The organism is Aeromonas sp. FDAARGOS 1410, from assembly GCF_019048745.1.
In the GTDB taxonomy this organism is placed as follows: Bacteria; Pseudomonadota; Gammaproteobacteria; order Enterobacterales; family Aeromonadaceae; genus Aeromonas; species Aeromonas jandaei.
On the sequence record NZ_CP077401.1, the window covers coordinates 1,586,712 to 1,600,674 of the forward strand.

General features: G+C 58.4%; 11 protein-coding genes. 9 read left to right on the top strand and 2 right to left on the bottom strand.

Translation table 11 applies throughout. The features are described 5' to 3' along the window. Positions 1–14 precede the first annotated feature (14 nt). From bamA to accA, 9 genes are all read left to right on the top strand, one after another. On the top strand, positions 15–2,546 hold the full coding sequence (bamA, locus tag I6L40_RS07695; protein WP_071912246.1) for an outer membrane protein assembly factor BamA: 2,532 nt from the start codon (positions 15–17) through the stop codon (positions 2,544–2,546). A gap of 149 nt (positions 2,547–2,695) precedes the next feature. Then, positions 2,696–3,208 carry an OmpH family outer membrane protein gene (locus I6L40_RS07700; protein WP_033116088.1) on the top strand — a complete coding sequence of 171 codons (513 nt, stop codon included), beginning with the start codon at positions 2,696–2,698 and terminating at the stop codon, positions 3,206–3,208. A gap of 3 nt (positions 3,209–3,211) precedes the next feature. Next, entirely contained in the window at positions 3,212–4,231 is a 1,020-nt protein-coding gene (lpxD, locus tag I6L40_RS07705; RefSeq protein WP_005343790.1) for a UDP-3-O-(3-hydroxymyristoyl)glucosamine N-acyltransferase, read from the top strand. A gap of 63 nt (positions 4,232–4,294) precedes the next feature. After that, positions 4,295–4,717 carry a 3-hydroxyacyl-ACP dehydratase FabZ gene (gene fabZ / locus I6L40_RS07710; protein ID WP_013724020.1) on the top strand — a complete coding sequence of 141 codons (423 nt, stop codon included), beginning with the start codon at positions 4,295–4,297 and terminating at the stop codon, positions 4,715–4,717. Positions 4,718–4,722: 5 nt separating this feature from the next. After that, entirely contained in the window at positions 4,723–5,514 is a 792-nt protein-coding gene (gene lpxA, locus I6L40_RS07715; RefSeq protein WP_042030265.1) for an acyl-ACP--UDP-N-acetylglucosamine O-acyltransferase, read from the top strand. After that, positions 5,507–6,646 carry a lipid-A-disaccharide synthase gene (gene lpxB / locus I6L40_RS07720; RefSeq protein ID WP_071912245.1) on the top strand — a complete coding sequence of 380 codons (1,140 nt, stop codon included), beginning with the start codon at positions 5,507–5,509 and terminating at the stop codon, positions 6,644–6,646. Before lpxA ends, lpxB begins: the two co-directional genes overlap by 8 nt. Positions 6,647–6,799: 153 nt before the next feature. Then, a complete protein-coding gene (gene rnhB, locus I6L40_RS07725) occupies positions 6,800–7,390 on the top strand; it encodes a ribonuclease HII (protein WP_043849329.1) in 591 nt (196 codons plus the stop codon). 68 nt (positions 7,391–7,458) lie between these two features. Continuing rightward, the gene (gene dnaE, locus I6L40_RS07730) at positions 7,459–10,938 is read left to right on the top strand and encodes a DNA polymerase III subunit alpha (RefSeq protein WP_041208431.1); all 3,480 of its coding nucleotides are present in this window, start codon (positions 7,459–7,461) and stop codon (positions 10,936–10,938) included. Positions 10,939–10,953: 15 nt separating this feature from the next. Continuing rightward, positions 10,954–11,904: an acetyl-CoA carboxylase carboxyl transferase subunit alpha gene (accA, locus tag I6L40_RS07735; protein ID WP_033116084.1), complete on the top strand. Its 951-nt coding sequence runs from the start codon at positions 10,954–10,956 to the stop codon at positions 11,902–11,904. A 148-nt stretch (positions 11,905–12,052) separates the two neighbouring features. On the opposite strand, the gene I6L40_RS07740 is transcribed toward accA, so the two are convergent. Both I6L40_RS07740 and tal read right to left on the bottom strand, forming a co-directional pair. Then, entirely contained in the window at positions 12,053–12,235 is a 183-nt protein-coding gene (locus I6L40_RS07740) for a DUF3545 family protein (RefSeq protein WP_005338547.1), read from the bottom strand. Positions 12,236–12,394: 159 nt separating this feature from the next. After that, positions 12,395–13,345, bottom strand: a complete 951-nt coding sequence (gene tal / locus I6L40_RS07745; protein WP_071912242.1) for a transaldolase — start codon at positions 13,343–13,345, stop codon at positions 12,395–12,397. Positions 13,346–13,963: the final 618 nt, after the last annotated feature.

The following is a 13,963-nucleotide window of genomic DNA, read 5'->3' on the forward strand; positions in this document are numbered from 1 at the left end:
CACATAAGAACAAAATGGCTGTTAAAAAAGCATTGGTGTTGAGTTGCCTGCTGGGCGCCAGTTTCCTGGCCCAGGCGGCCCCTGCCTCTTTTGTGGTGCAAGATATCCAGGTCGAAGGTTTGCAACGGGTGACCCTGGGTGCGGCACTGTTGAACCTGCCGATCCGGGTTGGCGACTCTGTCGACTCCGTCGCATTGGCGAATGCCATCAAGAAGCTCTACTCCTCGGGCAACTTCGAGGATGTGAAGGTCTACCGCGATGGCCAGGTGCTGCAGGTGATGGTCAAGGAGCGTCCGACCATCTCCAGCATCGAGTTCTCCGGCAACAAGGATATCAAAGAGGAGCAGCTGACCCAGAGTCTGGAGTCCTCCGGCATCCGTGTCGGCGACCCGCTGGATCGCACCGTGCTTACCTCCCTCGAAAAAGGGTTGGAAGATTTCTACTATGGCGTGGGCAAGTACTCCGCCAAGGTCAAGGCTATCGTCACCCCGCTGCCGCGCAACCGGGTAGACCTGAAGTTCACCTTTGTCGAAGGTCAGGCTGCCAAGATCCAGCAGATCAACATCGTCGGCAACAGCGTCTTCCCGGAAGAGAAGCTGATTGCCCAGCTCTCCCTGCGTGACGAAGTGCCCTGGTGGAACTTCACCGCGGATCAGCGTTATCAGAAGCAGAAGCTGGCCGGTGATATCGAAACCCTGCGCTCCTACTACATGGACCGCGGTTATATCCGCTTCCAGCAGGAGTCCACCCAGGTCTCCATGACCCCGGACAAGAAGGGCGTTTACGTCACCCTCAATATCAAGGAAGGGGAGCAGTACAAGGTCTCCGGCGTCCAGCTGAAGGGCGATCTGATCGACCGCGGCGGCGAGATGAAGGGGCTGATCCCCATCGAAGCGGGCAGCACCTACTCTGCAAGCCAGGTCACCCACACCGAAGAGGTACTCTCCAAGTTCCTCGGTCGTTATGGTTATGCTTATCCGAAAGTGGTCACGTTCCCGCAGATCAACGACAAGACCAAGGAAGTCGAGCTCATCGTCAACGTTGAGCCGGGTCCGCGTGTCTATGTGCGCAACATCAACTTCACCGGCAACGCCACCACCGAAGATCAGGTGCTGCGCCGCGAGATGCGCCAGATGGAGGGCACCTGGCTCTCCTCGGACAATATCGAGCAGTCCAAGAGCCGCCTCAACCGCCTCGGCTACTTCGAGAGCGTGGAAGTGGACACCAAGCGGGTGCCGGGCAACGAGGACCTGGTCGATCTCGACTTCAAGGTCAAGGAGCAGCCGGCCGGCTCCATCAACGCGGGTGTGGGTTACGGTACCGAATCGGGCCTGAGCCTGCAGGCGGGGATCTCCCAGGACAACTTCATGGGTACCGGCAAGCGGGTTGCCATCAACGCCAGCACCAACGACTACTCCAAGAACGTCGATCTGAGTTACAACGACCCCTACTTCACCGTCGATGGCGTCAGCCTGGGTGGCCGGGTCTACTACAACCAGTTCCGTGCCGATGATGCGGATATCGTTGATTATGAAAACGAAACCATCGGTTTCCGTCTCTCCAGCGGTTTCCCGGTCAACGAGTTCAACCGTCTCGACTTCAGTACCGGTGTCGAGAGCACCAAGCTGAGCCGTCCTTCGTTCAATGCCCAGAACTATCAGGAGTGTCTGAAAGACAACCCGGATACCAATGGCAACACCTACTGCTGGGATCAGTGGAACGACAACCGCCAGTCGGTGCAGATGGATCAGTTCTGGAACCTCTATTCGCAGGATGGCTCCAACCTCGACTTCGTGACTGTCGACCTGACCGCAGGCTGGACCCGCTCCACCCTGAACAAGGGGATGTTCCCGACCGCCGGTGATCGCCAGCGGGTCAACGCCAAGGTGACCGTACCGGGCATGGAGCTGCAGTACTACAAGCTCTCCGCCGAAGATGCCCACTACTTCCCGCTCGATGCGGATCACAGCTGGGTAATGATCGGCAAGGGGCGCGTCTCCTACGGCAATGGCTATGGCAATGACTCCATGCTCCCCTTCTTCGAAAACTACTACGCCGGTGGTTTCGATACGGTGCGCGGCTTCAAGAGCAATACCATTGGTCCCAAGGCGATCTACAAGACCTATACCAAGCCTGGTACCGGTGGCTGTACCGGCAATCAGCCATGTGAAACAGGTAACTACGAAGGTTCCGACACCTCGGTCGGTGGCAACGCTCTGGCAGTGGCCTCGTTCGAACTGGTCTTCCCGACTCCGTTCGTCTCCGAGACCTACCGTCCGCAGATCCGCTCTACCGCCTTTATTGATGCCGGTACTGTCTGGAGCACCGATTTTGCCAATGGTGCCTACCCCTGCGCCGCCGGGGCAGATTGCAACTACTTGAGCCAGGACTACTCCAGCCCGGGTAACATCCGGGTCTCTGCCGGTGTCTCCCTGCAGTGGCTCTCTCCCATGGGCCCGCTGGTATTCGCACTGGCCAAGCCGATCAAGAAATATGAGGGTGACCGTACCGAGTTCTTCTCGTTCAACATCGGCCGTACCTTCTGATGAGTGTTTCACCCCCACCCATACGGTGGGGGTATTCAATGATGGGACGCGCAGCTTGCGTGCCTCACCAGGTAACAAGACGGTGTCAATGCCGCTTGCATAATCGGGTAAATCAGGTAGCCCTCGCCATGAGGGAACAAGGAGTAAGTGTGAATAAAGCGTTGAAAGTAGCTGGTTTGAGCTTTGCACTGATGGCTGCCGGCATGGGTTCTGCCTTCGCTGAGACCAAGATTGCCGTGGTCGACATGGGCGAAGTTTTCCAAAAGCTGCCCCAGCGTGAAGCCGTTGCCGCCAAGCTGAAAGGCGAATTCGAGCCGCGCATGCGCGAGCTGCAGAAGCTGGAACAGGAAGGCCAGAAGCTGGTCGAGAAGTTCCGCAAGGATGAAGCCTTCATGAGCGCCGAGCAGAAGAAGCAGAGCCAGGAGAAGCTGGCCAAGCTGCAGATGGAGTTCAACCAGAAGCGCCAGGCATTCGAGCAGGACAATGGCCGTCGTCAGTCTGAAGAGCGCAACAAGATCCTGACCAAGGTGCAAGCTGCCATCGACTCCATCGCCAAGAGCAATGGTTACGATCTGGTGCTGGAGCGCAATGCCGCCCCGTATGCCGCCAGCAAGCTGGACATCTCCGGCCAGGTTATTTCTCAGGTAAGCAAGAGCAACTAATTGATGGCATTTACTCTCGCACAGCTGGCCCAGCAACTGGGGGCCCAGGTCCATGGCGACGGAACCCTGGAAATCCGCAAGGTAGCGACACTGGAAAAGGCCGGGGAGGGTGAGATTACCTTCCTGTCCAACAAGAAGTACCGCTCTTATCTGGAGCAGAGCAAGGCGACTGCCGTGCTTATCACAGAGGCGGATCTCCCTTTCTGTCCCACCAATGCGCTGGTGCTCAAGGATCCCTACGTGGGTTTTGCCCGGGTAGCCCAACTGCTGGACACCACCCCGCAGCCGGCCATGGATATCCATCCGAGCGCCGTCATCGCGGCCGACGTCCAGCTGGGCGAGAGAGTGGCCATCGGTGCCAATGCAGTGATCGAATCCGGCGTCGTGCTGGGTGACGATGTCCGCATTGGCCCGGGTTGTTTCGTTGGCAAGAATACCCGGCTGGGAGCTCGCTCCCGGCTGTGGGCCAACGTCACCCTTTATCACAATGTGACCATGGGTACCGACTGTCTGGTTCAATCCGGTACAGTGATCGGTGCCGATGGTTTCGGTTACGCCAACGAACGTGGCGAGTGGATCAAGATCCCCCAGCTCGGCGGCGTGACCATTGGCAACCGGGTCGAGATCGGTGCCTGCACCACCATCGACCGCGGTGCGCTGGAAGATACCCGCATCGCTGACAACGTCATCATCGACAACCAGTGCCAGATCGCCCACAACGTCGAGATCGGCTACGGCACCGCCGTGGCGGGCTCCACCGTGATGGCTGGTAGTCTCAAGGTCGGCAAATACTGTATCATTGGCGGCGCTTCCGTCTTTAACGGGCATATGGAGATCTGTGACCAGGCCACCGTTACCGGTATGGCCATGGTGATGCGACCCATTACCGAGCCCGGTGTCTACTCTTCCGGCATCCCTCTGCAAACCAATAAAGAGTGGCGCAAGACCGCCGCCCGGGTGATGCGTATCGAAGAGATGCACAAGCGGTTAAGCAAGCTTGAGAAGAAGCTGGATCAAGAATAATCACGATTGGTATAGGGTACTGTTTTGACTACTGAAAAGAAGAGCCTGGGCATCCAGGAAATCATGGATCTGCTGCCCCACCGTTATCCGTTCCTGATGGTGGATCGTGTAGACGACTACGAGATTAGCGATGAGCGCAAAACCCTGCGCGCCATCAAGAACGTCTCTTTCAACGAGCCGATCTTCCAGGGGCACTTCCCGGCCAAGCCGGTGTTCCCGGGAGTACTGATCCTCGAAGCGATGGCGCAGGCCACCGGTATCCTGGCCTTTACCATGGTGGGCAAGCCGTCCCCCAATGAACTCTATTACTTTGCCTCAATCGACAACGCTCGCTTCAAGCGTCCGGTCGGCCCCGGTGACCAGCTGGTGCTCGACGTGGAGTTCCTGAAAGAGCGTCGCGGTATTGCCAAGTTCACCGGTGTCGCCACCGTCGACGGTGAAGTGGTCTGTACCGCCGAGCTGATGTGCGCCAAACGCGAGGTTTAACACACGTGATCGACCAGACTGCCACCATTCACGATACTGCTATCGTCCATGAGTCTGCCGTGATCGGTAAAGGGGTTGAAATCGGCCCCTTTTCTGTCATCGGCGCCGAGGTAGAAATCGGCGACAACACCTGGGTGGGCTCCCACGTGGTGATCAAGGGCCCGACCAAGATTGGTCGCGGCAACAAGATCTTCCAGCACACCTCCATCGGTGAGGATTGCCAGGACAAGAAGTACGCCGGCGAGCGCACCTTCCTCGAGATTGGCGACAACAACGTCTTTCGCGAGAACTGCACCGTGCATCGCGGCACCATCCAGGATCAGAGCCTGACCAAGGTGGGCAGTGGTAACCTGTTCATGGTCAACGTTCACGTTGCCCACGACTGCATCATCGGTGACAACTGCATTTTCGCCAACAACGCGACCCTGGCGGGCCACGTGGTGATCGGCGATTTCGTGATCTTCGGTGGTCTCTCTGCCATTCACCAGTTCGGCCGCGTTGGCTCTCACGCCTTTGTTGGTGGCTGCGCCGCCCTGAACAAGGACGTGCCGCCCTACGTGATGGCCGCCGGCAACTACGCCAAGCCGTTCGGGGTCAACTCCGAAGGTCTGCGTCGTCGCGGTTTCAGCGCTGAGGCCATCTCTGCCGTCAAGCGTGCCTACAAAGAGATCTTCCGCTCTGGCAAGACCATCGAAGAGGTGCTGCCGGTGTTGATCGAGATGGCGCAAGCCGAACCGGCCGTCCAGCTCTATGTTGACTTCCTCAAAGACAACGAGCGCGGGATCATCCGTGCCTGATCCGGTTCGTATCGGTATCGTCGCCGGAGAGGTCTCCGGCGACATTCTGGCTGCCGGTCTGGTGCGCGAGCTGCAAGTCCGTTACCCGGACGCGCAGTTCGAAGGGATCGCCGGGCCGCGCATGCAGGCTCTGGGCGTCAAGGCCCTGTTCGAGATGGAAGAGCTCTCCGTCATGGGGATCACCGAGGTGCTGGGGCGTCTGCCGCGTATCCTCAAGGTTCGTCGCGAACTGCTGCGCCACTTCATCGCCAATCCACCCGATATCTTCATCGGTGTGGATGCACCGGATTTCAATATCGGGGTGGAGCTGAAACTGCGCCGCGCCGGTATCAAGACGGTTCACTATGTCAGCCCCTCGGTGTGGGCATGGCGTCAGAACCGCATTCACAAGATCAAGGCCGCCACCGACATGGTGCTTGCCTTCCTGCCGTTCGAGAAAGCTTTCTACGACCGTTTCGAGGCCCCTTGCCGTTTTGTCGGCCACACCATGGCGGATGACATTCCGCTGGTGCCGGATCAGGCTGCCGTGCGCCGCAAGCTGGGCATCGATGCCAACCGCCGCTGGTTGGCTGTACTGCCGGGCAGCCGCACGGCGGAAGTGGGCTTTATGTCCCCTCTGTTTCTCGAAGCGTGCAAACACCTGACGGTGCGCTATCCGGATCTCGGCTTTATCGTGCCGCTGGTCAACCAGAAACGGCGTGAGCAATTCATGGCTATCAAAGCCGAAGTGGCACCGGATCTCGAGATGGTGCTGCTGGAAGGGCAGGGGCGCGAGGCGATGATCGCCGCCGACGTGGTGATGCTCGCCTCCGGCACCGCGGCGCTCGAAGCCATGCTGGTGAAAAAGCCGATGGTGGTGGGTTACAAGCTCAAGCCCTTCAGCTACTGGCTGGCCCAGCGGCTGGTGAAGACCGAATTTGTCTCCCTGCCCAACCTGCTGGCCGGGCGCATGCTGGTGCCGGAACTCATCCAGCACGAGTGCACCCCGGAGAATCTGGTGGAAGAGGTAAGCAAATATTTCGAGCACGACAACAGTGCGCTGGTCAACACCTTCACCGAGCTCCATCAACTCATTCGCTGCAACGCCGATCTGCAGGCTGCCGAGGCGGTAGCCGAGCTGCTCGGCAGGTAGCAGCGGTAGGTTCGATTAGCCGCGCTGCGGCGTAATCGGACGATCGCGTCACTGTGTCACCGAACGCTCACCTAACTAATAGATGCCCAGGGAACGTTCGAATACGCTTCGCTATTCGAACCTACCTTCCTTGTTTTGATTCAAGGCTACAAGATGATGATCGATATTCCTGACGACAAGCTGGTTGCCGGTGTGGACGAAGTGGGCCGCGGCCCGCTGGTGGGTGACGTGGTCACCGCCGCGGTCATTCTCGACCCGGCCAATCCGATTGCCGGGCTGGCGGACTCCAAGAAGCTCTCCGAGAAGAAGCGCCTCGCTCTGTTTGACGAGATCAAGGAGAAGGCGCTGGCCTTCGCCATCGGCCGAGCCACCCCGGAGGAGATCGACGATCTCAACATCCTGCATGCCACCATGCTGGCGATGCAGCGCGCCGTAGCGGGGCTGAAGGTGACGCCCGAGCTGGTCTTTATCGATGGCAACCGCTGTCCTGCTCTGCCGATGGAGGCGCGTGCCGTGGTCAAGGGCGATAGTCTGGTGGCCGCCATCAGCGCCGCCTCGATCCTCGCCAAGGTGACCCGTGATGCGGAGATGACCGAGCTGGACAGCCGTCATCCCGAGTACGGTTTTGCCCGCCACAAGGGTTATCCGACTGCGGAGCACCTCGCCATTCTGGCTGAGCGCGGCCCGCTGCCGGAGTATCGCAAAAGCTTCAAGCCGGTGCGCCGCGCACTGGGGCTCGAATAATCCATGCTGATATGTCTGAACGATTTCTGCCTTGGCTGGTTCTGCTTGCGTAATGAGAGGGCATGACGATGGCTGACCCCCGTTTTATCCATTTGCGAGTCCACACCGACTTCTCCATGGTGGATGGACTGCAGAAGATCAATCCCATTGTCGGGGCTGCCGCGGCCGACAACATGCCGGCGATTGCCCTGACCGACCAGATGAACATGTGCGGTCTGGTGCGCTTCTATGGTGCCGCCCACGGCAAGGGGATCAAACCCATCGTCGGCGCCGACTTCTGGGTGCAGAGTGACGAGCTTGGTGACGAGCAGTTCCGCCTCACCCTGCTTGCCATGGACAACGAGGGCTACCAGAACATCACCCTGCTCATCTCCCGCGGTTATCAGCGCGGCCATGTGCAGGGGCGTCCGGTCATCGACAAGGCCTGGCTTGCCGAACACGCCAAGGGGGTGATCGTGCTCTCCGGCGGGCGCGAGGGGGATGTGGGCAAATTCCTGCTCAAGGGCAACCGCCAGATGACCGAGCAGTGCGTCGCCTTCTATCAGACCCACTTCCCGGATGCCTATTACCTCGAGCTGCTGCGCACCGGTCGCTCCGACGAGGAGGTCTATCTGCACATGGCGGTGGCCATTGCCACCGAGTTCGAGCTGCCGGTAGTGGCTACCAACGAGGTGGTGTTCCTCAACGCCGATGATTTCGACGCCCACGAGATCCGGGTCGCCATCCATGATGGCTATACCCTGATGGACAAGCGCCGTCCGCGCCGCTACAGCCCGCAGCAGTACCTGCGCAGTCAGGAGGAGATGTGCGAGCTGTTTGCCGACATCCCCGAGGCGCTGGAGAACACGGTGGAGATCGCCAAGCGCTGCAACGTGACGGTGCGTCTCGGCGAATATTTCCTGCCCAACTTCCCGACCGGCGACATGACCACCGAAGATTTTCTGGTGGCCAAATCGAAAGAGGGTCTGGAGGAGCGTCTCGAGTTCCTGTTCCCGGATCCGGCGGTGCGGGCCGAGCGTCGTCCCGAGTATGACGAGCGTCTCGATATCGAGCTGAAAGTAATCAACCAGATGGGCTTCCCGGGTTACTTCCTCATCGTGATGGAGTTTATCCAGTGGTCCAAGGACAATGGCATCCCCGTTGGCCCGGGCCGTGGCTCCGGTGCAGGCTCTCTGGTGGCCTACGCCCTCAAGATTACCGACCTCGACCCGCTGGAATTTGACCTGCTGTTCGAACGTTTCTTGAACCCCGAGCGGGTTTCCATGCCCGACTTCGACGTCGACTTCTGCATGGATCGACGGGATGAAGTGATCGAGCACGTCTCCGATATGTATGGTCGGGAGGCTGTGTCGCAGATCATCACCTTCGGCAGCATGGCGGCCAAGGCGGTGGTGCGGGACGTGGGCCGGGTACTGGGCCACGCCTACGGTTTTGTCGATCGCATCTCCAAGCTGATCCCGCCGGATCCGGGCATGACGCTGGCCAAGGCGTTCGAGGCCGAGCCCAAGCTGCCCGAGCTCTACGAGCAGGACGAGGAGGTCAAAGACCTCATCGACATGGCCCGCCGGCTCGAAGGGGTAGTGCGCAACGCCGGTAAACACGCCGGTGGCGTGGTGATCGCGCCTACCAAGATCACCGACTTTGCGCCGCTCTACTGTGATGATGAGGGCCATCACCCGGTTACCCAGTTCGACAAGAACGACGTGGAATACGCCGGTCTGGTGAAGTTCGACTTCCTGGGTCTGCGAACGCTCACCATCATTGACTGGGCGCTCGGCATGATTAACCCGCGTCTTGCCAAAGAGGGCAAGCCGCCGGTCGACATCGCCGCCATCCCCATCGATGACAAGCGCTCGTTCGATCTGCTGCAGCGCTACGAGACCACAGCGGTATTCCAGCTTGAATCCCGCGGTATGAAGGACCTCATCAAGCGGCTGCAGCCCGACTGCTTCGAAGACATGATTGCACTGGTGGCCCTGTTCCGTCCGGGCCCGCTCCAGTCAGGCATGGTGGATAACTTCATCGACCGTAAACACGGCAATGAAGCCATTTCCTATCCGGACGAGAAGTGGCAGCACGAGAGCCTCAAGCCCATCCTCGAACCCACCTACGGCATCATCCTCTATCAGGAGCAGGTGATGCAGATTGCCCAGACGCTGGCGGGCTATACGCTCGGTGGTGCGGACATGCTGCGCCGGGCGATGGGTAAGAAAAAGCCCGAGGAGATGGCCAAGCAGCGAGCCGGTTTCGAAGAGGGCGCCATCAAAAATGGCGTCGACGGCGAACTGGCGATGAAGATCTTCGATTTGGTGGAGAAGTTTGCGGGCTACGGCTTCAACAAGTCACACTCCGCCGCCTATGCGCTGGTCTCCTACCAGACCCTCTGGCTCAAGACCCACTTCCCGGCCGAGTTCATGGCGGCGGTCATGACCGCCGATATGGACAACACCGACAAGATCGTGACCTTGGTGGACGAGTGCCAGCGGATGGGGCTCACCGTGATCCCGCCGGACGTCAATACCGGCCGCTACCGCTTCAGCGTCAATGAAGATGGTCATATCGTCTACGGTATCGGCGCGGTGAAGGGGGTCGGTGAAGGCCCTATCGACGCGATTCTGGACGCGCGGGATCGGGATGGGCCGTTCCGCGACCTGTTCGACTTCTGCAACCGGGTCGACATCAAGAAGCTCAACAAGCGGGTGATGGAGAAGCTTATTCTCTCCGGTGCCATGGATCGGCTCGGCCCCCACCGCGCCGCCCTGATGGCGACCCTGGAGGAGGCGATGCGCGCCGCCGAGCAGCACGCCAAGGCGCAGGCGGTGGGGCAGGTCGACATGTTCGGCGTGCTCACCGAGGAGATTGACGACGTCAAGAAGGCGTTCGCCAACGTGCCGCACTGGCCTGACAAGGTGTGGCTGGAAGGGGAGCGCGAGACCCTCGGGCTCTATCTGACCGGTCATCCGATCAACCAGTACAGCGGCGAATTGCGTCGTTATACGTCGGGCCGATTGTGTGATCTGCATCCTACTTCCCGCGATACGGTGACCACGGCGGCGGGGCTGGTGATTGCCGCCCGCAGCATGGTGACCAAGCGCGGCAACAAGATGGGGATCTTCACTCTGGACGACCGCTCCGGCCGTCTCGATGTGACACTTTTCAGCGAAGCGCTGGAAAAGTACGAAGAGTTGATGCAAAAAGACCGTATTTTGGTGGTTTCTGGACAGGTCAGCTTTGATGACTTCTCCGGTGGCCTTAAAATGTCGGCCCGTGAATTACTGGATATCAACGATGCGAGGGAGCGTTTTGCCAGAGCAATTCGCATCTCCCTTGATGAACAGCGTATCGATGATCGCTTTTTTCCGCGTTTGTGCGAGATTTTGGAGCCCGCCCGTGCCGGAGTCTGTCCGGTTCAGGTAAACTATCGTCGCCCCGGTTCCCGGGTGCGATTGACGCTCGGTACCGAGTGGCGGGTGACGCCCACCGATCAACTGTTAGATGACTTGCGCGTCCTGCTTGGGCGAGAGCGGGTCGAGTTGGTTTTTGATTAGAGGTTCTAAGGCCCTATGAGTCTTTTTCTGGATTTTGAACAGCCGATTGCCGAGTTGCAGGCGCAGATTGATGAACTCAAACATGTGAGTGAAGGCAATCGTGCCGTGGATCTTAAAGACGAGATCCATCGGCTGGAGAAGAAAAACGAAGAGCTGACCAAGAAGATCTTCGGTGATCTGGGTGCCTGGCAGGTATCCCAGATGGCGCGTCATCCCCAGCGCCCTTACACCCTCGACTACCTCGAGCATATCTTCACCGATTTTGACGAGCTGGCTGGCGATCGCGCCTATGCCGACGACAAGGCCATCGTGGGCGGTATCGCCCGTCTCGACGGCGAGCCGGTGATGGTGATTGGTCACCAGAAGGGTCGCGAGACCAAGGAGAAGATCAAGCGCAACTTCGGCATGCCGCGCCCGGAAGGGTACCGCAAGGCCCTGCGCCTGATGGAGATGGCCGAGCGCTTCAAGATGCCGATCATCACCTTTATCGACACTCCGGGCGCCTACCCGGGCGTGGGTGCCGAGGAGCGTGGCCAGTCCGAAGCGATTGCCCGCAACCTGAAGGTGATGGCCGGTCTGACCGTGCCGGTAGTCTGCACCGTGATCGGTGAAGGCGGCTCCGGCGGCGCACTGGCTATCGGCGTGGGCGACCGCGTCAACATGCTGCAGTACTCCACCTACTCCGTCATCTCGCCGGAAGGGTGTGCTTCCATCCTGTGGAAGAGTGCCGACAAGGCCTCCGTGGCGGCCGATGCGATGGGCATTACTGCCCAGCGTCTGAAAGAGCTCAAGCTCATCGACTCCATCGTCGAGGAGCCGCTTGGCGGCGCTCACCGCGATGTCGCCAAGATGGCCAAAAACCTCAAGGCGCGCATCAAGCAGGATCTGGATGCCCTGCGTCCGCTTGATAGCGAGCAACTGCTGGAGCAGCGTTACCAGCGTCTGCTGGGCTACGGTTACTGCTAAGTCCACTCGCTCTGCACCAAGCCCCCGTCGATACGGGGGCTTTTGTTTTATAGCCCTGTAACAAGCTGTCAGGTGTGCTTCTGAGCGCCGGTTGGAGGCAAAAAAAGCGCCCCAGGTGAGCGGGGCGCTTTTACCAAGATTGACTCGATTACAGCTCAATCTCGTCGGTCAGACCTTCATAGGCGATATCGATTGATTGCAGCTCCTTCTGCAGGCGGTGCTTGTCTTTCAACGCCTCAATCTCGCGCCATTTGCGTTTTTTTCCCGTTGTCCCGCGGCTACGTGAACCGAGCTCAACTACCTCGTCATAATCGAAGTTGAACATTTCCATGGCTCCCTCCTTGGTTTTTATCGTTTTCACCATCCGTATAACATAACGAGGTTGAAAATAAAACGTTTTCGTTACAGCTCTATGACCGTGCTAAAAGTCGGGTACAAAAAAAACGGGCCCCCCTGAGGGAGCCCGGTTTTTCGTAGAAAAATTAACCGATTACAGGCGGCCAGCCAGCATGGTTTCCAGCTTGCCCTGGTCGATGGCAAACATGCGGATACCTTCGCCCAGCTTCTCGTGAGCCATGGCGTCCTGGTTCAGTTCCCAGCGGAATTCGGCCTCGGTCATCGGGGTCGGCTTGGCTTTGTGCTCACCGGTGTAGTCCAGCTTGCGTACCACGGCGCCTTCAGTCTTGCTCAACTCTTCCAGCAGGGCCGGGCCAATGGTCAGACGGTCGCAGCCTGCCAGCTCCAGGATCTCGCCGGTGTTGCGGAAGCTGGCGCCCATGACCACGGTCGGGTAGTCGTGCTGCTTGTAGTAGTTGTAGATGGAGGTAACGGAGACTACGCCCGGATCTTCGCTGGCAGTGTAATCACGGCCATTTTTGGCCTTGTACCAGTCGAGGATGCGGCCCACGAACGGGGAGATCAGGAAGGCGCCGGCTTCGGCACAGGCGCGAGCCTGGGCGAAGGAGAACAGCAGGGTCAGGTTGCACTGGATACCCTCTTTCTCCAGCACCTCGGCGGCACGGATCCCTTCCCAGGTGGAAGCCAGTTTGATCAGGATGCGGTCGTTGCTGATGCCGGCTTCGTTGTAGAGACGGATCAGTTTGCGGGCCTTGGCGATGCTGGCGCCGGTATCGAAGGAGAGACGGGCATCCACTTCGGTGGAGATGCGGCCCGGAACGATCTTCAGCACTTCCAGACCGATGTTGACTGCCAGCTTGTCGCCCGCGTCGATGATTTGCTGTGCCTTGTCCTGGCTCTGGGATTTGGCCCACTTGATGGCGTCTTCGATCAGCGGTGCGTACTCGGGGATCTCGGAGGCTTTCAGAACCAGAGAGGGGTTGGTGGTGGCATCGATGGGCTGATAGCGTTTGATCGCTTCGATATCGCCGGTGTCGGCAACAACAGTGGTCAGGGCTTTCAGCTGGGTTAATTTATCGGCCATAGCGAATGTCATCTCTTAATGAGGGAGTAATCCCTGGGTTGCGGGCTTGAGACGGTGGTTCTGAAATAAAATTACAGGATCTTGATGCCTCAGGCTCAGAAAAGCGCGATGGGTATGACCCATCATCATTGCCTGCCTAATTAATACTTATGTGGTGCTTCCTGCAATAGGGGCACTTGGCTGTTAAATATTCAGGCTGTTGAGAAGTTCCGTTTTAATGCGCAAAACATACTGATTAATAAGGTTTTTTATATTTTTTGGCAGACTGTTTCCGGTTTGCCACCAAGCCATTTTTTTTAGCCAATATTCATATTTGCGTGGCCGATCACATAAATTGTTGAGTTGCATACTTGAAATTTTCTTACAGCGAAAACGTTTTGCGAAATATCCCCTCTTGAAAGCCGTTTCATGCAAGCGTTTGCCTGTTTCTGACGGAGAGAAATAGGCCGGCAGAAAAATACTCCTATGGAGCTATATTCGCGTTTGTCTGATTAAATTATTGGATTTGTTGAAAGTTTGCGATTTAAATGGAGCTTTAGTGGCGTTTTCCGTTCGTTTTTTGTGTCCAGGGTGATCGGGATCACTATTCCGGGTTCTTCCGCTGTGCTAGATTCCGCC